The sequence below is a fragment of the Paenibacillus sp. Dod16 genome (assembly GCF_049893405.1).
Taxonomy (GTDB): Bacteria; Bacillota; Bacilli; order Paenibacillales; family Paenibacillaceae; genus Paenibacillus_AQ.
Map to the genome: position 1 here is coordinate 101,924 of NZ_JBNDYG010000028.1, position 21,117 is coordinate 123,040.

A 21,117-nucleotide genomic window follows, 5' to 3' on the forward strand; every position below is an offset into this window, starting at 1 on the left:
CTCCTCACATCCCATAATGAATGAGTGGACACACGCGCCCCTCTACTTGGCATCATGAAAAATAATCCCGAGGCTGTATCGGGTCCCCGACGTAATGGTGCCGACGCCATGCCGGAGCGTGGTCCGGTAATACCCTCGCGTTCCCTGAACAGGACGATGGTTGGTCGGAAAGATTAGACCCGCTCCTTGTTCCAACGTGATCACATGTCCCCGGCTCTGTGCCCGCGGCCGCTGCTCGATGAGCAGAAACTCTCCTCCCGTGTAATCGACTTCCTTCTCATTCAGAACAAACACTACTTGAAATGGGAAAAATTCATCTCCGTACAAATCCTGATGCAAGCAATTATAGCCGCCCTCTTCATATTTCAAAATCAACGGCGTCGAACGCTCTTGCCCCTGCGCATGGCACATGCCAAGAAACTCATCCAAGCTCACCGGATACCTCTCCTCATGTCCAAGCTGCGTCAACCAGCGGTTAGCGGTCAACGCAAGCTCAGGATAAAAGCCTTCCCGAAGCTGCTGCAGCGGTTCTGGCAGCGGAGCTTGATAATACTTGTACTCTCCTAGCCCAAACCGGTGCCTAGCCATATTGATCGTGCTGCGAAACCGCTCCTCTTCCGAATACGTGTTGATAATCTCCGCACACTCGTCAGGCAGCAGCACCTTTGGAACAACCGCATATCCCTGCTCATCCAAAGCTCCTTGTATCCCCGTCCAATCGAGCCCTGCTATTCGTTGCGGCAATGAATTAGGCATTATTCACCTTCTCCCTCATCCTGGCTCGCTTCCCCTCAAGCTCCAGCAGCCGGGTCTTCATGGCAAGCCCACCGCGATACCCCGTCAATGCACCGCTTTTTCCAATTACCCGATGACAAGGCACGGTTATCAGCAGCGGATTAGCGCCTATAGCCGCTCCTACAGCTCGAACAGCTGCCGGCTTTCCAATCTGGTTGGCGATGTCCGAATACGTGAAGGTTTGTCCATACGGGATCTGGCACAGCGCATTCCATACCGCCATTTGAAACGCGGTCCCCTTATAATCCATAGCCACCTCAAACCGAGCGCGTTTCCCCTGAAAATACTCCACCAACACGGCAGCATACGGCTGCATGGCTTCATCGTTCTGCACGAGTTCACAGCCAGGGATTTTCGCCTGTACCCAGTTCTCCAGCTCTGTTACAGGTTTATCCGGTGATCCGACGTAACATAAGCCCTGCTCCGTCGCCGCGATGTATACGTTCCAGTTATCATGACGCAGTTGGGTCCAGTTAATGGTAATCGAATGATTGGATTTCATGATCTTGCACCTCCGCATTTGTATTTTTTAAATATTGCGCGCGATAACTAAGGGGCGTCATCCCCGTCTTCTTCTTAAACAACGTGATAAAATAAGCCGTATTCTCCATGCCCACCTTATGGCCGATATCCGAAATGGCCAAGCTGGAATTTGTCAGGAGCTCCTTGGCCTTGCCGATCCGGTAATCCTGAATGTATTCCATCGGGGTCTGACCTTTGACGCGCTTAAATATCCGGTGCAGATGGTACGGACTGCCGTGGCTCACATCGGCCAAGACATCAAGCGACAAATGATCCATATAGTGTTTATCGATATACTCGGTGACAAGTTCAATCCATTCATGGTCCGGTAAACGCTCGCCCGTCGGCTTGCACCTTTTGCATGGCCGGAAGCGCTCGGCTTTCGCTTCATCCGCCGATTGAAACACGCGCACATTTTCAAACTTCGGGGGTCTGGATTTACAGGATGGCCTGCAGAAAATTTTCGTTGTCTGCACTGCATAGAAAAACTTGCCGTCACTATCCTTGTCGTTGTTGATAATGGCCTTCCACTGGGCTTCGGTCGGTTGTATTCGGTTTGCCACGTTTCCTCACCTCCGCTAACATTATAACCACAGGATAATCCTGTTGTACGCTTTTTGGAATAGAAGAGCAAGATAACAAAATTATACGGTCTGCGTTTATGGTACAACTAGTATAGAAGAGTTCAAGCGCGAAAGGAAACGATGAAGATGCAGGAGCCAAACCACAACCATGACGATAAGCCATATACAATGGAGAATCATCTCCCCCGGGCCAGCTGGGAAGATCATGCCGAAGCCATCAGGCTGTTCGTACCGAAGGAGTTCAGTTTTACGGAGAACCTCAGTTATTTGCAAAGATCGCCGAACGAATGTCTTTATCATATCCGGAATGATAGCATCTACCGGGCTATCCCACTTGAGGGTGACATCGCTGTGATTGAAGTCAGCGCGGAGCCTAAGGCGCAAGCCATCCTTGTTCGGTTTTTGGGGAATACGGCCCCCTCCGATCCCTGCAAGCGGGCGGAAGTAGCAGGTTATGTCCGGGACTGGTTCGATCTGAATACCGATCTCGTACCGTTTTATAACATGGCGGAAGCAGATCCATTGCTCAGTCAAGCCGTTCAATCCTTCTATGGACTTCGCAACATGGGCATTCCCGATCTGTTCGAAGCTTTGTGCTGGGGCATCCTGGGGCAGCAGATTAACCTGGCCTATGCCTATACGTTAAAAAGACGTTTCGTTGAAGCCTTCGGCCGCCGCGTGGAGTGTGAAGGAGAGGTTTATTGGATCTTCCCGAGACCTGAGGACATAGCACATCTGTTTGTTGAAGACCTGGACGGGCTTCGTATGACCGTAAAAAAAGGCGAGTATCTTATTGGAGTCGCTCAGCTTATGGTCGAAGGGAAATTGACGAAGGAGCAGCTGCTTGAAGCAGGCAGCTTGAAACAAGCGGAGAAACAATTAGTCAGCATCCGCGGGATCGGACCATGGACGGCCAACTATGTGCTGATGCGCTGTTTGCGAATGCCGGCTGCATTTCCTATCGATGATGTCGGTCTGCACAATGCCATCAAACATCTGCTCGGCTTGGAGGCGAAACCGACGAAGAAGGAAATACTGCAGCTATCGGCAGCATGGGCGAACTGGGAATCCTACGCCACCTTTTATCTGTGGAGATTTCTTTATTAATAGTCCAAACGCAATAAAGAGGAGGTCTCCCGCTTCTGCCATGACAGACAGCAGGAAGACCTCCTCTGATTAGCACATCGCTGATTCGAGAATCAACTACTCGATGAAATACAATTTGCCGTCAACCTCGAGTGAGATCGCGGATTGCGACAAATCGTCCTTAAGCTTCTTCGCATAGTCCACCACTTGATTAAGCGAGTCCTTATCAAGCTTCTCGGCAAACGCGTACACGATCGTTACTTTTTCCTTGATCAGGGTTTTGTTATTGTCCACCCATGCCCCTTCGCCCGGAATCGCAGTTGCCCCGCCAAACCAGCCGGACAGCTTCGTCAGCGTTTGGTCGACAAACTTCTGATGAGCTGCATCCGTAATCGGAATGTCACCCTTTACCGTTGAAGGCACGTAAATCTTAACGACATGATCCAAGTGGAACTGATCGTTCAGAGCACTCTGTGTAATGGCGGTTGCCGTTGGATTGCCCTCTGCGCTGAAAGACTGCTGAACCGGTACTACGATAAGTGTTATCAATAATGCCGCTGCGAATGCGATAAGCCAACCTTTTCTCTTCATGCCCATTTCTCCTTTATGTATGGTCTCGTGTCCCGTACAAGCATGGCATTTCTGTTGTCCAGTGCAACCTTCCTGCCATCCGCACGATACAGACTAGCACATATTATATACTGGCCTTTTCTTATCAGCTATGGGACATACGGATTATATTATGCGGAATCATGCAAAAAAGCCGATATTCCCGATAAACAAACTACGAGAATTCGACTTTTAATGAATACATCGCTATTTTAGCGTCCCGATCCAGGATAAACTCTCCACTGATCGATGATCCATGCTGCCATTCAAAATAGCTTGAACATCATGCAGCGTATCCTGCAAATGCACCCGCTCGCCCGGTAAACCGGTATAAGCCTCCGCAACGTAAAAAGGCTGCGTCAGATACGCCTCAAGCCGTGCTCCCCGCTCATAAACCTCTGTCTCGGATGCCGGAATGGCCTGCAATCCTCGTACTTGAACCAGTGAACGCAGCTCGCGATAACGGCGCAGCAGCTTCTGGGCCCGCTGTTGGACCGCTAAATGAACCTGATCCAGGTGCACGCCTTCCGATACGGAAGAGGTAGAGTATAACGGGTTTACGGCAGGAAACATATGTCTTGCCGCCAGATCGGCATCGAAATACCACAGCGTCTCCAGCGGGCCGTAAGGCATGTCTTCATCCACTGCCGCACCTTTGAGGTCCACAAGAAACGTCGTGATGTGCTGTATGCCCTCTTCTTGAAAACGTTCCTGAAGATCATAGATTTTGCCGGTCAAGACGTGCTCCCTGTCCGCTGCAAACACAATCTCATGATCGGTATTCGCATTCGCCACAATGGAATAGGTTTCTTCTATAGAATAAGCTACCCGTTCTACGTCATTCAGCATGTCCTGCAGCTCTGGATATTCGCCTTCCGGCTTTAGCAAAATCGTCATATACCCTTCCTGCTTGAAGTGATGAAACAACTCACCAAGCAGCACCAGTTGGCCCATTCCGGGACGGGCGACCAGACCTACGGTACCCCCTTTTGCCAAAGGAGCAAATAGATCAAGCGGTTTGATGCCGGTTTCAATCATCTCCACACTTTCTCCACGCAGAATCAGTTCATCCAGACTGCATTTTGCCAGAGATGCCAATGCGGCAATGGTGCGGACTTCCGCCCGACCAACGGGAATTTTCCCTGTACATAGGTTGGAGACCGTGGCCGGCCGTAATCCCACGGATTTGGCTGCGCTGGTCAGGTTCGGAACTCTTTGTCGTAAAAGTGATACATTCAGCTTCAGATTGTCCAAGTGCGTACACCCTTTTTAAGTGATTGATTGATGGTTCTTCCTAATCTTTTTCAGAAAAGAGTCTGCGGTGCGGACAAACACATCCACATCCGGTTCAAAAATATTGTGATCGCGCTCCTCGAACGCTACAATGATTGCCTGAGGCAGCGCCAGCTTATATTGTTCCACTGCTTCTAATGATAACCCGGGATGTGGTTTTACGCCACGGATAATAAGGACCGGGCAAGTCAGTCTAGTTAGGTCGTTCCACATTTCGACCTTAGCCGATTCCTGCTGCAGTGCCTGTAAAGCCGATATTTTCATTCGGTCAGACAGCTTCTTTCCTCTCCAAGGGGGCAGTGACGTGAAGAACTCCACCCATCCCGCAGGCAGCTCGGTATGAACCGCAGGATAGTCCCCGATGATCAAACCTTGAATGCGTTCCGGATTCTGAACGGCGTAGCCTAATTGATAGGACACCCCTCGAGAATATCCCATGAGTACAAAATGCTCAAGTTCAAGATGACGAATCGCCGCATCAATGTCGCTGATATGGTCTTCGAGCGTATAACCCGAAGCAGGCGAGTCACTTCGGCCCCGGCCGCGAAGCGTGATGATAACAATATGCCTGGGCGACAGCTTTTCCATAATGGCGATATAATCCTCAGCCGACTCGGACAGTCCCGGGATGACGACCAGTGAGGTTTGTTCGTTCCTAAGATCCCGATGTACCTCCGTCACATGAATATGTACCCCTTGGTTATTGACCATGGTCTCGTATAGCTGCATGCATTAGACCTCCTTAAAAATTTACATTTATCTATGAAGTGTTACCTCAATGCCCCAAAAGGTAAAAATGCGTGCACGCCCTTACATGTGTTCACGATCTGGGTTACCCTTAGATCGACCGTCAAGGTGGCATAGGCATACGCCTCCGTTCTTGAAATAGAGTAAAGCTCGGTCATGAGATCAAGCATCCCGCTTAATGCCATCCACATGGCTTCGTCCAGGTCCTCGTGAAACCCCATCGTAAGCCAGCCGGTACTTGTCTTGGCCCTGGGCATCGTTATGGGCATGTCGTCTCGGACATGAAAGGTTAGACTCGCCTTCTCCATGGGGCATTCCAGGGCGGGACCGCTAACTTCGCCGTCTCCCTGAGCCGCATGTCCATCCCCTGTTGAGAACAGCCCGCCATCCACCGGGATCGGCAGATACAAGGTGCTGCCGGCCGTTAATTCTTTGCAATCAAGATTTCCTCCATAAGGGCGCGGTGCAAAAGTCGTATGCTGACCTTTTTCATTCGGCGGCATGCCCATGATTCCCATAAACGGCTTCAGGCCGACGCTATACTTGAAATTTCCGAACTGGCTTCTGCCTGTCATGGTCTTGAGATCCAATTCAAAGTCCAGCGTCACTTCCTTGGCGTGGGCCATGCCCAGCTTCTCGTTCCAATAGCTCGGATAACCTCCGGCAGAGGTCCATCCCCATGATCCGGGAACGATCTCGTTGATCTGAATCTCCAATGTAAGCCCGGGTTTAGCCCCTTGAATATGGACGGGACCCAATAACGCATGCCCGAATTGCTTCTCCTGCCGCTCCGGCTTGCGCTTCGTAAACTTCATTCTCGCCGCGCCTGGGGCAGCACGTTTCTCCAGTCCCCAACCCGCATCTAAGGTTTGATACACGACAGTATCCCCAGATTGTATGTATAGGGCGGGTTCCAATTCCCTGCTGAAAAATCCATGAAGCGTATGAATATCCGGTTGTAACATATGAACCTGTGACATCCAACTTTCTCCCTTCACAGCCGTAATCAGAGTGGCCATTCCATGTCTCATATTCACTCTGTTACTTTATAAGGTATTTCAAATTACTCTTAGAGTCAATATAAAATTACTCCAAAACGTAATAGTAATTACTCCAAACACAAACCATTGCCCCTTTCCGGTTGTACCATGGTTGTTCGTCGAAACACAAAAAACCGTCCACTGCGCAGATTCACTGCGAGGGACGGTTCATCTCCATGTCAATTAAATTTTATATCAGCTAACGATGAGCGTTCATGGGAATGGTAACGGTTACTATGTGCACGGCCATTCTCACTACACACGATTCTTTATTCAAATCCTTACGCTGGAATCCCGCACGACGATCTGCGGCATCAATTTCACGGCCCGCTCTTCCCTCGGTATTCCCAACATGCGATCCATCAGGATTTGGGCTGCCTTGCGGCCGATTTCCTCCTGCTGCAAGGCAACGGACGTCAGCTTGGGATATACGCGGGAGGCAAGGTCCAGATTATCCATGCCCACAACGGCAACGTCATGGGGAATGCGAAGACCGGCTTCTTCGCAGGCCTTCATAACCCCGATTGCCATTAAATCGTTTGCGGCGACAATGCCCTCCGGATGGTCGGGCCCTTGAAGCCACGCTTTTGCCATCGCATAACCGCCGCTTTCAGTATAATCGGACTCGGCGATAAAACGCGGCAGCAAGGGGAGCCCCGCTTGCAGCATGGCATCCCGATACCCGCAGAACCGCTCATGGCCGGTCTGCTCGCTCAGATTGCCGCCCATATAGGCGATGCAACGCAGGCCTTGACGGATCAGATGCTCCGTGCTTTGCTTGATCCCGTCATATGTGTCCACATACACATAATCGAAGCGGTCATTCCCTTCCGGCGAGACATATTTATTCGTGAGCACGACCGGTGCCTGCAGCGCATTGATGGCCCCGATATTCTCTTCACCGAAATGAAAAGACACCATGATCATGCCATCGGCCACATTTTCCCGCAGGGTTTGAATTGCCTTCATCTCCTCCTGGAGCCTATGCTTGGTGTAAAACAGAATCATCAGGTAATCATGCTCTTCCAGCACCTGATTGATTCCGTTGATCATATCGAAATAAAAAGGGTTGCATATATCGGGCACGGCAAAAATAATTTTGTTGGTTTGTCTCATTTTCAGCATCTTCGCTGCATGATCGGGCGCATAGTTCATTTCCTTCGCAGCCGCCAGAATTTTGCTCTTCGTCTTGGGACTGCAGTAACCTCTTCCCGACAAGGCTCTGGACACCGTAGAAGGGGATACGCCTACCCGTTCAGCAATCGTATAAATCGTATGTTTGTCCATCCTATCCTCCATTAACAACCATGGATACGCCATATGCTCCCGCAAAAGGGTCCATGGATTCACACTATCACCTTACCGGCAGGTAAGCAATAGCTCCTCCTTTATATAACCTCCCGCTCATCATTACCCGGAAGCTCTGGAAATGGCGCATGGGGCTCGGCCTGATACCAGAACGCCGTCGATGCAATATCGCTCTGCTGCGGAAGATACCTTCCTCCGGACCTCCAGCCAAGATCCTGAATGGTCACGCGAAGATCGCTTTGAAAACGGATTGGATCCATGACATGCCATCGATACATGCCAAAGCGCTGCTGACTTCGATACAACCCGTCCGGCTTCAGCACTTGGTGCATCCCCAAATATGGCGTCGAGTAGGTTCGGTAGGTACCAATCGGCTGCTCCCAATTCCAGGCCCCGCCAAAATAATCTTCCGTTCCCGTACCGCATATGGTCGGATAATCCTGATCCCCGTCCATATAGAACTTGATCTCGCCTTCACCCCACCAGCCGTTATTGTTCACCTGCCAGGCGAGGTAAGTCCCTACATAGTGCCCGTGTCCAGTCACCCCATCCAGAATGGTATAAACTTCTTTATATGGAACGGGATTCGTTCTCCGCCACTGCGCGTGAAAATATGCCTCATCTTCCGGGATGTCCGTCAGCGTATAGTCAATTTGATAGTAAAGGACTGCCTTTTCCGGCGCACGGTTCTCCATCGTCAATCGGGCATGCTTGCGGAAGGGCATCTGCCAGTAGCTGTTCATGCCGCCGGCCGGATTCACGGCAACCGGAATTGAATTGACATCGCTGCGCTCGCCCCATCCGTTACAGAACAAATCACCGACGGGCACCTCAACCGAAGGTTCCTGCTCATCGTCCCAATACATGCGGATAATCAGATTGCGCCACAGCGTCGGATGGCACGTAAGCCAGATATGTTGAATCGCCCCGGGACCCTGAATGTCACCCATCGTAAACGTTTCGCCCGGTAAAATCTCCACGGAAGGAGAGACCTTCCAGCCCACGCCCAAGTCCCTGGAAGCCGCTGCGCCCGTCCCGTCGGTAGCCATTCCGCCCTTTCCTTTTTCGCCGGTAAAATTCTCCGCGCTGATGGATCTCGTCTGCGCATTGGACAGCCGGGATAAATTTCCGAGGTGCATATTAAGTCCATTAAAGTTTATCATCTGTTATCGCTCCTTTTAGTATGTGATATCGTATCCGTACCGCTCTTTCAACGTTTGACCCAGACGGTCCTTAATCCGCAGGTAAGCCTCAGCTGCCGCACCGTTCCCCCAATCGAAGATGGTGAATGTCCCCATGCCTCGCCCCTCCTCGTCCACAACACCATCATGACCGTAATTCTCCATCATGAAGCCGTAATCCTTCTCGTTAAAGAAAGGATACGCCCGCTCCCACTGCTCTTTTGTTTTTTCGTTTTCGGGACAATACATCATGACGAACGAGGCCTGCAAAGCGGCTAACCCGCGCTCAATATATTCTTTTTGGTCCAACTCCACGCCATATTGCAGAATCAGCTCAGCAAACAGGCTTTGCCGGGCATCATTCCATTCCCCGTCGCAGTTCATGACGCCGAATCCGCCCACTACGTCGACGTACAGATAGGGCGGCTGCCAGGAAGCCTGCGTCATCAGCATTTCATCCAGCACACGTTGGCCAACGATCATATATCGTTTGTCACCGTTTGTTTTATACATATGGTATAACGCTTCCGCCGTCCAAAACATGGAGAAATTACATTGCTTGAACATGTTATTCCTAGCCACTTTGTTGCCTGGAAGCTCATCGCGCCCATAACCGCAGCAGGACCAATACGTCTCGAAATCCTCCCACCTGCCGGTCGGCACGATCTCCTGGATAACAACCTTAAGCGCCTGCTCTGCCGCTTCCATGTATTTGGAATCCGGGCGCAATTGGTGCAGCTTAAGCAAAAACGTGACGGAGAGCGACGTTTCCGGGGACTCCCGAAGGATATCCAGCGGTGCTAACGTATCCTGATCCAGCCAGGCTGGAAAATATCCCTTCTCGTCCTGGAGGGCCACGAGCGCATCCGCATAGCGCGCGGCATATTCCAACAGCCTTGGATCCGGCTCGAGCTCATCATGCCATCGAAGCATGAGCAGCGCCGTCCAGCTCATATCCAGCACATGATAAGGCGCTGCAGCGATCGCCCCCCAAGGATCGACCGGGTTGCGATTGGAATTTCCCCAGAAGGCTAACGCCCAGCTCCCGGACCGATTGACCTGCTGTCCATCTACCATCACCCGCTTCATCTCCGTCGCGATGACGGCGGGAAAGAACCCGCCTCGCTGCGGGGCCGCCAGCGCAAGCTCCTTCATAAGCATTGCCTTGCGAACCAGCTCCGGATCGTTCTGTTCCTTACCGTATCGGTAGATGCCTTGAGCCGAGCGAAGGGAGCTGAACCAGGCCTGATTCCAGATCGATCGGCTCTCCCTTTCGTTGGGCACGCCCGGATAATTCGGACTTTGACTCACATCGGCAATGAATACCGGTGCCCCTATGTTCCGTCCGTCCCATTCGAATTCCTGCCATACCGTGTCTTTCCAATGCCGAAAAGCCCATTCATAAGCATGCTTTACATAGCTATCTAGGCGGACCTCCCCATCGATCGATTGACTGAATTGGGCATGGCCCCATCGATCCCATAAAAACTGCAGCAACGGTCGCCAGGGGTTCAATCCGGCCTGATCATGATCCGCCATTTTCAAATAGAAACCGAAGCGTATCGTTCCTGAAGAATATGAAGCCCCATTCACCTTCTCAAACAGCACATGCTCGCTTACCCGAGTTCGGCTCATTCCCAAGACAAGCAGGTTATTAGGGGCATCCAGGTCCATGTACCAACGAGCGTCTGCATCCTTCGTGATCAGATCCAGATCCGGTATGAGCATGAGCGTCCTTGTATCGTCATGAACGATGAGCGCGGGCGAACGAAAGCAATGCTGGTCCATCACATGACGGGAAGTCGGCGTTAAATGAGGCGCCCAGTGAAAATGAGGCAGGAATGCCGGCTCCAAACGCATCTGCCAGTCATCCTGTTGAATCGTCTGCTCCAGCTCGAATGTCAGCACGCAGTGGATCGTCTCTTCATCCAGCTGATACAGACTTACCTCTGGCGCCGTTTGCCCGATATCGTCGTAAACCCATTGCTTCACAAAAGAATCCGGTAATCGTTTCATGGATGTCTCCCTTCTCCCCGTTATCCGACTATTTGGTTTACCGTCAAATCTTATCACGCCAAAATTCATCCATTATCTATATTCTCGAGTTCAAGGCTAGGTCAACTCCAGCATCGCGATGCTTCGGGCTGGAAGCGAGAGCAAGCGCCGATCATCTTGCTGCGAATCGCAATCTACGGTCTGCTCTCCCGTAAGCATGTACAGCCGCCCGCTCACTGCCGTTTTCCCGTAGTCTTCCGGTCGTAGATCTATACGTATCGTTTGCTCCGCTTCGCTCACATTCGCAAAGAACAAGCCAACATCGCCTTGCTCATTCTGCCATGCCGCATGGATAACGGAATCGGTCAGCAATACTCCTGCATTGTTATATTCCGGCGTTTCCTTGCCATGGTTATAGTGAAACCATTTCATAGAAGCCTGCGGGCTGTCGAAGGAGAGGGGCCGAAGCATGGTCCCATACGACCAGTACGTCTTCGCCGCTCCGGTCCGAAGCCGTGCATACAGCGCCAAATACTCGGCCCGCTTCGTCGAAAAGGCATACCCGCGAGGATCAAACGGGTAGTAATGCTCCTCCGCCGTATTTTCGATCCCGTCCAGCGCCTCCATCGGACTGTATTCGTAATTCAATTCGTATACACCGCCCCAGAGATACGTGCGTGCCACCGTAAAATAGTACAGCTCCCCAATTTCCTCTGTCAGCTTGCCCCAGCCGTCCAATCTCAGCGCGCCGTACTCATGATACACGTATGTGAACATCGGGATCAGGCGGGCATCGCCTGACTTAAGCAGCTCCCGGATCGGCCAGCCTTCAAGCGGCGCTGCGGGCTGCCCTCCGGCCCGCGCCTGATAGTAGTCGATCAGATCGAGCATCGTCTCATTGATCATCTCGGTGCCCATAGGGATGTAACGTTCCGCGATTTCGTACATGGCCGCCTTCGTATCCGCATAGTTCCGCCGGTAGGCCTCCTCGATGATCCTGCCGGCTCCCACCGGATGACCATGGTTTTCATCCATGCAGACCTTTAGAATGTTGTTGGCGGAGATATCATAGTAAATCGCATCGATATCGTCGCTTCGCTGCAGCGCCGCATCCCGTTTTACATGAAAATCATGGGTATACGGATGTGCCGGACAGAGGAACGGGAAGCGGTAGGCATCCACGCTTTTTTTCAACTCGGGAAATTTCTGCTCGGCTTCCTTGCCAAGCTCTCCGTCGGCTCCGTCAAAATGGTACAGGTAATCGAACTCGAACGGGGCGAAGCGATGGCCCAGCTTTCGAATCAGAGCGATGTTCTCCGGGTTGAACCGGGTCGGGAACCAATCGTCATATCCTCCCGGCACGCCGCTGCCGAACGTCTGCGGCCGATGCGTCCAGTCGGGGCCCAGAATGTGAAACATCGGCGTTCCGATGCTATCATGATATTTCTGAATCCAGGCCGTGCGGTCCGATCCCGCATTGATTCCGAAGGTTGCTGCTCCCATGTCCTCATGCAGCCATTGACTGCCCTCCTTCGCAGCCCTGCCCGAAAGCTTGCCGCGTGAACACCACTTCTGCCTTACGGCCCAGCTCTTGTATCGGTCAGCAGCTTCGTACCACCCGCCTCCAGACAGAAGCGACACCTGTACCGGGTAATGAGGCCGTATCCCTTTGCCGGGTCCCATATCGCTGCAGCCATGGATCACGGAGGCTTCCAGCATGCCATTCCCGTTCTTGTAGAAATTCAGCCATTTCGGATGGCCTTCGCCGTCCAGCGCCGCGAAATACAGCCCGCCCCTGCCCTTGCCGTAATAGGTAAAGAACTGCATCGTCGCCCCCGAGAAGCTTTCCGGGTACGGCATAAAACGAAACCCGATCCCGTCCGTTTCAAAAACCTTCATCGGGTTGTTAACTTCAAATCCGGTCGCGAAGGGATGGGCAATATAATCCTCTTCGCCATCCTCCGTAATCGTGGCCATGTTCGGGACAATCGGATATTCCAGGCTTAGCACCCTGTCTTCCGAGTGGTTATCAACCCCGCATTTGAATTCAATACCGTTCTCTTCCGCCGTGAGTGTTACGGACGAGGTTACAATCATGCCTTCCTGCGTGTGCCAGCATAATCGAACTTGATTATGCCCGGATGCGGCACGTTCCCGGCTCCATTCAAACTTTTGAAAAGAACTGCTAAACCCCGCGTCTGTCTCAAGTCGAAACGGATCCGTACGGCCACGGCCCGAGTCCGCGATGTAATCGATCCCCTTTAAGCGATCGCGTACGGCTTGGATCGTTCCGTTATGCTCGCTGATCTCAACCCGAATGTGTCCGTTCTCAATGATAATCATGCGCCACCTCCACTTTTTGGCATTGAAACGCTATTTCAATCCGGAGATTTTGATTCCTGAAATGATGTGCTTCTGGAAGAAGAGGAACAGGACAATGGTCGGCAAACAGGAAAGCGCCGATCCGGCCATCAGCATGCCCATTTCCGTTGCACGCTCGGAACGGAAGGTGTACAAATACTGCATAATCTGAAACAGCTCCGGGTTGGTAACCGTCATCGTCGGCCATACGAAGGAATTCCAATAGGCCAAATAGGAGCCGATGCCTACAATGACAAAGACCGGGAACGACATGGGAATGAAAATATGGGTAAAGATCTTGGTCCTGCCCGCTCCGTCGATCAGCGCCGCCTCTTCCAGCGCCATAGGGATATTCAGATAGAATTGGCGGATGAAGAACATATGTCCCGCAGAAGCGATCCCGGGCAATACGAGCACAGCAAGCGTATCGAGCATGCCCATCTCATTCACCACGATGAAAGAGGTCAGCAGGATCGCCATGCCGGGAATGAACATGGTGATGATGACGTAGACCCACAGAAACGTCTTGAACCGAAATTCGAGCCTGGCGAAGACGTATGCCGCCGTAGCATTAACGGCCAAGCTCAGCGCTGCAAATAATACCGCCCCCCCGAATGTGACGAGCATCGACTGAATGAAGGCCGAATCGCCGAGAATGTCCGTATAATTCTGAACCATCCACTTCTTGGGGAAGAATCGGAACGGCGTGGCAAGCACCTCCGCCTTGTCTTTGAACCCGGCGATGATGACCCACAGCAGCGGGAACAGAGCCATAATTGTCACCAGACCGGTCAAAAGTGTCATCAATGTTTTCTGAACTCCGTTGAACGTTTTCATCAAGTTATCCTCCTGTCTTCCCTAACCGTCGATCGCTTTTTCCGAATTCAATACTCTGAAGATGATGGCCGAGATGCTGCCCAGAACCACGAACAACAGCAGCGATGCCGCGATGGAATTGCCGACCATGACGTCGTTGCGGAAATGGTTCAAGATATACAGGTTCGGCGTTGTGGTCTCGCTGAGCGGTCCGCCACCCGTCATTACGAGGGACAGCTCGAACTGTGAGATTTGCGCCGTAAATCCGGTTACGAGCAGATACAGAATCACATTGCGCATGAGCGGAATCGTGATGTACCACATGCGGACAAAGGTGCCCGCTCCCTCCAGTTCCGCAGCCTCATAGTAGCTCTTCGGAATATCGTGAAGACCTGCCAGCATGATCAGCGTTGTGAGACCGAAGCCCAGCCATACGGCAGGAGCGGCGATGCTGGGCAGCGCCGTAGCCACATCCGCAAGCCAAGCTTTCGGCTCATATCCGAACAGTCCGATGATATAATTGGCTAAGCCGCCGGCATAATCGAAGATAAAGACGAAGATGACCGATGCCACGATCCCGGAAATGATGGTTGGGATGTACACGGAGGTCTTCACGACGCTTGCGAAGCCGGAGCCCAGGTTCTTAATGATGTTGGCGAACAGAAATGAGAGAATCAGCATCGTCGGAACGACCATAAGGGCAAACTTGAGCCCTACCCAGATGGACTGGAGAAAGAGGTCATCCGTCAGCACCATATAGAAATTCTGTAAGCCCACAAAGGTGGAATCCTGGTAGAAGCTCCAATTATAGAAACTCACTCGCAGGGCATAGAAGAAAGGTATGATGACAAAGATCGTTAGCAGGATGACGATGGGTGCGAGAAGCAAATAAGCCACTCCGTTATCCTGCCGGAAATTTTTCTTAAACATGTAGAGTCACCACCATGACCTAAGGATGAGGCAGCCATCCGAAATCGGATATCCGTATTTGAAGGGTTGATCCCCGATGGCCGCCTAAGCGCTAATTTTTCGGATTTGTGCCGGCAAGCTTGTTTTTGGTAATGAAATCGTTAATATCCTTCTCCGCTTTCTCCAGTGCTTTGTCCACTGACGTTCCTTTCATGGCGGACTCAATGGAGGTGGCGAGCGCGAAGCTGATGTCCCATGGATAGATCGGCTCCGCTTGGGAGTATGGTATGATCTGTTCGGAGACCAGCGAACGCCATGCATCCTTCGATGCATCCGGATCGGACTTCATCGCTTCGTCCACCGATTTGCGCGGGGAGAACTTGGAGAATTGAGACGTCTTGAAAAAGTCGATCATGATGTTCGGATCACCCGCGAGGAGGTATGAGATGAAATCGGCCGATTCCTGCGGATGCTTGGATTTCCCGTCAACTGCCAGCGACCAGCCGCCGAGCGTTGCCGTCGGTTTCGTCAAATCGCCGTCCATCGATGCCATTGGTGCGATCCCTACTTTACCAACCATATCTTTATAGGTGTTGCGAAGCTGTCCGATTGCCCAGGATCCGCAAATCTGGATGGCAATCTTGCCCTCGCCGAAAGGCTTGATATCCGCATATCCGGCCAGAGCCTGCTTCGGCATGACGCCGGACTGGTAGGCTTTCTGGTAAAAATCCAGGAGCGCCTTGTATCCTTCATTATTCACGTCCGCTTTGGACCAGTCCTCCGTCACCGCAAGATGTCCTGCCGCGTTGTACTGCAGTCCCCAGCTCGACCAGCCCAGATCCGGAGCCGTTTGCGCGATCGATAATCCGAACACGCCTTTCTTGGTCAGCTTCTGAGCCGTCTCCAGAAGCTCCGTCCACGTGGTCGGCGGCTGATTCGGGTCAAGCCCGGCTGCCTCAAACATGTCTTTCCGATAGAACATCACGGCTGACGGTTCAACGAGCTTCGGGTAAGCGTAGTACTGACCGTTGACGGCTACAAAATCCTTCATGTTGTCGTACAAATCATCGAATGCCGCAGAATCCATCAAATCGTTCAGCGCCATAAGCTGACCCGTCTTTGCCGCGTTGGCCACATTGCCGTAGTTGATCGTTCGGATATCCGGCGCTTTCCCCGCGGCTTGCGCTGCCTTCATCTTCTGGTCCCAAGCGTCAGCCGGAACAATCGTCAGCTTCACTTCGACTTCGCTTTGGGATTTGTTAAATTCGCCGACCCATTTCTTGAACCAGGCATCGGTGGTATCCTCGAATTTTTGCGCCCAGAAATCAATCACTACTTTGTCGCCGGCGCCGCCTCCGTTGTTTACGCTTTCATTTTCCGGTGGATTGCTTAATGCTCCCCCTCCGGGACCGCCGGATCGTCCGCCGCAGCCTGTAATGAACAGTACGAGAACCAGAATTACGGAGAACGGAACACGCCAGGATTTGAAGCTGATGGTTGTTTTCTGCATCATGAACCCTCCTTATAATGGATCAAACTATTTAAATGCGATTCGCATTTAAACCGAACATGAATTGAATCCGTTTTCATTTTTCCAGCGAGGCTTTAAACCAGAAGACGTTGTATGGATCCCATAAAGACAAGGTAAAGTAGATCGTTTGCCCGTCATTCTCGGTATACCGCTCATTCATATAGGGACCGTACAGTCCCGGATAATCCTCGGCTCGGACCAAATCCAGAGGCTTGCCCCATGGTCCCCATGGCGTTATGCCTTCACGTATGACAACACCCCTACCTTCCTTCAGATATGTCATCAGCCAGCGTTCCAGATAAGCATTCCATACAACCGAAAGCTCGCCTGCCGTGTCATCCACCACTTCTATTGCATCCTCCATATCGGTGCTCCACTGGGGATTGCCGTCAGCATCCACGCCGCTAAAATACTCGTACTTGGACTGCTTCTCGATGTGCTCCTCCCCCACCTTCATAAGCTGAACGCCGCCAAAGCGCCCGGCTGGAATACCCCAGAAATAAATGTTCGAGCCGCCTGCGTCATTCTCCACCTTATAGGGGCTTACCTGAATGAAATTGCCATCCCCCGGCCAACGGAGCTGGTCCTGCAGCTCCCAGGTTTCTCCGTTATCAACCGATTTGGCGACGCTGCTGTAATTGGCGTCCCACTTCCCCGGATCTCCCCAATGTTTGACCGACATGTAGTACAAATACAACGCACCTCCTGCCGCAATGCCGTGGGTCGGGATTTTCGTCATTTCTTCGTAGTCGATTTTGGCTGAGGGCAGCAATTCCTTGGCCGTTCCGAATTCATCCGCCACCATGCCTTCAAATGTGATGCCGTCAGCCGCCTCCGCATCCGTTGTATAGGCCATCGTGTTGGAGCGCCAGTAGCTGCCTCCTCCGCCAGTCTGTCCTGGCTCTCTCTCGCCGAACGTATCCCCGAACACGAAGTAAGTTCGTTCCCCGTCGTTCATCATGGAACCGAGGTCGGTCCCGAACACCGCGTAACGATCCGTGCGATTAGGCGATGGTTCGCCGGTCAATTGCGTAATTTGTTCCAGGCCGGTTATGCCTTTTAATAAAAACTCCTTATCTGCTCCATCAAGCTGGGGATTCACCTTGCTGCCGTTCGTGCAGCCGCAGAGCAGCAAGAATAGGCCGGCAAGCAAAGCCGTTTTCACCCTCAAGCTCATCTCCCCTTTCGATACGATATCCCACCCTTGATATCAAGGGTTAGAATGGCCGAAGATCTGTTTCATGCTGGCAGGGTTAAGCGGCTTGATATGCGGCAGAGGCAATCGGTTATCGACCTTCGGCAGTTTCGGGAAAGGGCGATGCGGTTCTGCCTGATACCAATACGCCGTTGAGGAAACATCGTCGCTACGATGATTGTTATGGCCGTGCTCAATCGTAACCTTGATGCTGCTCTCGAACATGATCGGGTCCAGGATATGATAACGGTACGTGGAGATTTTGCCGCTCCAGTTCGGTCCCCCTCCCAAAATAATGCCATGATACGGGGTGCACACCTCCTGCTGCGGACACCAAGCCGTGTTGAAATAATCCTCCATGCCCGTTCCGTGCAAGGTCGGAGGCCACGGTTCCCCATCGATGAAGATCATGTCGTCGCCTTCGCCGTACCAGTTCCATTCCCGCGTATCGCGCAGGTTGTGGACATTGAAGTTGCAGCCGATGTAATGGCCCTTTCCGACCGCGTCCAAAATGACATAGTTGCCGCTGCCGGTCGTATTCTTGCCGCCGAATTCGTAGAAGGCGTTGTCCACCCCGGTGTCCGGAATACCGTCGGTCGGATTTTCCCGGTGCCACTGGGCATGGAATCTCAGCTCCTCCTCAGGCAGCTTATCGTAGGACTCATAATCCACATAGAAATAAAATTTGATTGGATGCTCCGCCTCGCTCTCAATCGTAATGCGGGCTCCATCCGCATACGGCATACGGAAGAAGCTGTTGAATGCCTTGCCGTCCTCGGGACTCATCATCAATGCCGCTGACGTATAATTTTTGGTGAGCCCGTGCCCCATTCCGAAAAAATCGCCAATCGGCGCTTCCACGCTGGGCTCCGTCTCTTGGTCCCAGTACATGCGGAGAACGATTTTTCGCGGCAAATACAATTCCTCCGCAGGGACGTCGCTGGCCATTGTCATCCAGATGTGAGTGATAGCGCCAGCGCCCGGAATGCTGCAAATTTCGGTCAGATCGCCTGGGTTGATGGAGAAGTAGTCTTTATTGCCTCCAGAACGGTCGTAGCTGGATTCCCGTTTTCTTTTTCCGGTTCGGGTAAGGCTGAGTGAAGATAATGCTGCTTGATGGTCCATGAATGATTCGCTCCTTTTTGGCTTGCGGATGATAGTTGAACGTACTTCGTAATGTCGTTTCACAAATTGTGACATCGATTGCAGAATTAGTTAATACGGAATGCAGATCTTTCCAGAACCTGCATTCCCAGTTTATGAGTCCAATGCTACCCGGCCATATTTCGTCGTGGCCAGACGTTTATTTAGGCGTTTTTTTTAGGCGTTCAATCTTTCATTCATTCCGGTAATTTTCCGCTCTTTAATGCTTTCAAGCGTTTCAGCACCCCGTTTTCGCCTCTTCCCAAATAATCATGAAGTCCTTTATATTCCTTGTATAATTGATCATATACACGCACGTTGGCCTCAATCGGCTTAAAGGTCTCTTCACGAACACGAGCTATGGCTTCTGCTGCCTCTACGATGCTCTCAAAGCCTCCCCGCTCTTTGCCTGCCGCAACGGCACCGAACATAGCTGCACCAAAGGCAGCCGTCTGGACGGTATCCGCTACTTTGATTTCCTTGCCGGTAACGTCGGCATAGATTTGCATCAGCAGCCGGTTTCGCTGCGGCAATCCGCCGCAAGCATAGAGCTCCTGGACTTCAACGCCGCTTTCGGTAAAGGCTTCGATGATCGCTCGCGTTCCGAAGGCGGTAGCCTCCAGAAGCGCCCGGTATATTTCCTCTGGCTTGGTCTGCAGGGTCAATCCAAGGATGACACCGCTCAGATCGGCATCCATCAGTACGGAACGGCTTCCATTCCACCAGTCGAGAGCCAGCAGGCCGGTTTGGCCAGGCTCATATTGTGATGCTCCCCTCTCAAGCCACTCATGAATGCCGAGGCGATCTTCGGCAGCCTTGCGTCTTACATATTCCGGCACTGCCTCATCCACATACCAGGCAAATATATCGCCAACGGCCGATTGTCCTGCCTCATACCCGTAATAACCGGGGATGATCCCGTCCTCGACGACACCGCAAATCCCTTCTCCCGTCACTTCCTTGTCGCTTAATATCAAATGACAGGTAGAGGTTCCCATGGCGAGCACCAGTTTACCCGGAGTTACGACACTGACGGCCGGCACCATGGCATGGGCATCGATGATGGCTACGGCTACCGCGGTTCCTGGCAGAAGCCCGGTTATAGCTGCCATCGAGTCGGTTAATCCGCCAGCTTTTGAACCCAGTGGCTTGATCGGGCCTCGCAGTTTCGCCTCCACAAGGGTCCCGAACCTCGGATCAAGCGACTGGAGGAACTCCTTGGACGGATATCCATCCCGTTTATGCCAATTGGCTTTATAACCTGCGGTGCAGCTGCTCCGTGCGAGCTGACCGGTCAATTCCATGACCACCCAATCGGCAGCCTCCATAAACAGTACAGCGTGCTCATACAACTCGGGAGCTTCATTCAGAATCTGTAAAGACTTCGCAAGCATCCACTCCGAGGACAGCTTCCCTCCGTAGCGTGCAAGAAATTTCTCCCCTCGCCGCTTAGCGGCCTCATTAATCAGGTTCGCTTCATCCTGAGCCGCGTGATGCTTCCACAGCTTTACCCAGCTATGAGGATTGTCCCTCCATTCCTCGAGCATGCACAGCGGAGTCCCCCCGGCATCCAGCGGCATCATCGTGCATGCCGTGAAGTCGATGCCGATCCCGATGACTTGATCCGGAGATACGTTAGCCTCCGAGAGCACGCGCGGGATGGATTGCCGAAGCACCTCTATGTAATCATCTGGATGCTGCAGCGCCCAATCCTGCCCCAGCTTCAAACCCGAGTGGACCAGCACCTCGTCCATGACTCCATGCGTGTATGGCGTCACATGGGTAGCAACTTCTCGCCCGGTCGTGATATCAACCAACAGAGCTCTGCCCGATTCCGTACCAAAATCCACGCCAATGGTGTATAACTGCTTCATGTTATCTGCCTCCTATTTGTACAAAGGACCGTAAGCTGCGCATGCCCGGTAATCGGCCGAGACCGGTTCCAGTCCGCCAAAGGCGGTCCAGGCGCTTGGCCGGAATATCCGTTCCTCCGGAACGTTGT

18 protein-coding genes and 1 pseudogene (1 of these 19 running past the window's edge) are annotated in these 21,117 nt (G+C 52.3%); 1 reads left to right on the plus strand and 18 read right to left on the minus strand.

All coding sequences use genetic code 11. From position 1 onward, the window contains the following. Positions 1-42: 42 nt before the first annotated feature. The 3 genes from ACPV3A_RS19980 to ACPV3A_RS19990 are packed head-to-tail and all read right to left on the minus strand — an operon-like array spanning position 43 to position 1,880. The gene (locus tag ACPV3A_RS19980; protein WP_194543291.1) at positions 43-756 is read right to left on the minus strand and encodes a 2OG-Fe(II) oxygenase; all 714 of its coding nucleotides are present in this window, start codon (positions 754-756) and stop codon (positions 43-45) included. Continuing rightward, positions 749-1,297 (minus strand): methylated-DNA--[protein]-cysteine S-methyltransferase, encoded by a 549-nt coding sequence (locus tag ACPV3A_RS19985; protein ID WP_426200765.1) that lies wholly within the window; start codon positions 1,295-1,297, stop codon positions 749-751. Before ACPV3A_RS19985 ends, ACPV3A_RS19980 begins: the two co-directional genes overlap by 8 nt. After that, positions 1,269-1,880 (minus strand): bifunctional transcriptional activator/DNA repair enzyme AdaA, encoded by a 612-nt coding sequence (locus ACPV3A_RS19990; protein WP_339218044.1) that lies wholly within the window; start codon positions 1,878-1,880, stop codon positions 1,269-1,271. Before ACPV3A_RS19990 ends, ACPV3A_RS19985 begins: the two co-directional genes overlap by 29 nt. Positions 1,881-2,027: 147 nt before the next feature. On the opposite strand from ACPV3A_RS19990, the gene ACPV3A_RS19995 reads away from it, so the two are divergent. Continuing rightward, complete coding sequence (locus ACPV3A_RS19995) at positions 2,028-3,008, plus strand: DNA-3-methyladenine glycosylase 2 (RefSeq protein WP_308116296.1); 981 nt, start codon at positions 2,028-2,030, stop codon at positions 3,006-3,008. Between the two features lie 96 nt (positions 3,009-3,104). On the opposite strand, the gene ACPV3A_RS20000 is transcribed toward ACPV3A_RS19995, so the two are convergent. The 15 genes and pseudogenes from ACPV3A_RS20000 to ACPV3A_RS20070 form a co-directional block, all read right to left on the minus strand. Further along, entirely contained in the window at positions 3,105-3,578 is a 474-nt protein-coding gene (locus ACPV3A_RS20000; RefSeq protein ID WP_426200768.1) for a DUF3574 domain-containing protein, read from the minus strand. Positions 3,579-3,803: 225 nt separating this feature from the next. Further along, positions 3,804-4,850, minus strand: coding sequence for a hypothetical protein (locus ACPV3A_RS20005; RefSeq protein ID WP_220684798.1), 1,047 nt, complete (start codon positions 4,848-4,850; stop codon positions 3,804-3,806). A gap of 15 nt (positions 4,851-4,865) precedes the next feature. Further along, positions 4,866-5,618, minus strand: a complete 753-nt coding sequence (locus ACPV3A_RS20010; RefSeq protein WP_426200770.1) for an alpha/beta fold hydrolase — start codon at positions 5,616-5,618, stop codon at positions 4,866-4,868. A gap of 41 nt (positions 5,619-5,659) precedes the next feature. Continuing rightward, complete coding sequence (locus ACPV3A_RS20015; RefSeq protein ID WP_426200772.1) at positions 5,660-6,655, minus strand: acetamidase/formamidase family protein; 996 nt, start codon at positions 6,653-6,655, stop codon at positions 5,660-5,662. 294 nt (positions 6,656-6,949) lie between these two features. Further along, positions 6,950-7,963, minus strand: a complete 1,014-nt coding sequence (locus ACPV3A_RS20020; RefSeq protein ID WP_071220441.1) for a LacI family DNA-binding transcriptional regulator — start codon at positions 7,961-7,963, stop codon at positions 6,950-6,952. Positions 7,964-8,064: 101 nt separating this feature from the next. Beyond that, positions 8,065-9,147, minus strand: a complete 1,083-nt coding sequence (locus ACPV3A_RS20025) for a glycoside hydrolase family 172 protein (RefSeq protein ID WP_220684795.1) — start codon at positions 9,145-9,147, stop codon at positions 8,065-8,067. 15 nt (positions 9,148-9,162) lie between these two features. Further along, positions 9,163-11,181: a hypothetical protein gene (locus ACPV3A_RS20030; RefSeq protein ID WP_220684794.1), complete on the minus strand. Its 2,019-nt coding sequence runs from the start codon at positions 11,179-11,181 to the stop codon at positions 9,163-9,165. A 96-nt stretch (positions 11,182-11,277) separates the two neighbouring features. Beyond that, complete coding sequence (locus ACPV3A_RS20035; RefSeq protein ID WP_426200775.1) at positions 11,278-13,503, minus strand: DUF6259 domain-containing protein; 2,226 nt, start codon at positions 13,501-13,503, stop codon at positions 11,278-11,280. Positions 13,504-13,533: 30 nt separating this feature from the next. Continuing rightward, positions 13,534-14,358 (minus strand): carbohydrate ABC transporter permease, encoded by an 825-nt coding sequence (locus ACPV3A_RS20040; RefSeq protein ID WP_426200777.1) that lies wholly within the window; start codon positions 14,356-14,358, stop codon positions 13,534-13,536. Between the two features lie 21 nt (positions 14,359-14,379). Next, positions 14,380-15,267: a carbohydrate ABC transporter permease gene (locus ACPV3A_RS20045; protein WP_071220435.1), complete on the minus strand. Its 888-nt coding sequence runs from the start codon at positions 15,265-15,267 to the stop codon at positions 14,380-14,382. A gap of 91 nt (positions 15,268-15,358) precedes the next feature. After that, positions 15,359-16,756, minus strand: coding sequence for an ABC transporter substrate-binding protein (locus tag ACPV3A_RS20050; protein ID WP_194544854.1), 1,398 nt, complete (start codon positions 16,754-16,756; stop codon positions 15,359-15,361). A 76-nt stretch (positions 16,757-16,832) separates the two neighbouring features. Continuing rightward, the gene (locus tag ACPV3A_RS20055) at positions 16,833-17,942 is read right to left on the minus strand and encodes a DUF4185 domain-containing protein (protein WP_426200896.1); all 1,110 of its coding nucleotides are present in this window, start codon (positions 17,940-17,942) and stop codon (positions 16,833-16,835) included. A 45-nt stretch (positions 17,943-17,987) separates the two neighbouring features. Next, positions 17,988-19,097 carry a glycoside hydrolase family 172 protein gene (locus ACPV3A_RS20060; protein ID WP_220684789.1) on the minus strand — a complete coding sequence of 370 codons (1,110 nt, stop codon included), beginning with the start codon at positions 19,095-19,097 and terminating at the stop codon, positions 17,988-17,990. 215 nt (positions 19,098-19,312) lie between these two features. Next, on the minus strand, positions 19,313-20,989 hold the full coding sequence (locus ACPV3A_RS20065; RefSeq protein ID WP_426200780.1) for a ribulokinase: 1,677 nt from the start codon (positions 20,987-20,989) through the stop codon (positions 19,313-19,315). 12 nt (positions 20,990-21,001) lie between these two features. Then, positions 21,002-21,117, minus strand: a pseudogene (locus tag ACPV3A_RS20070) (L-fucose isomerase); it runs 1,692 nt beyond the window's last position.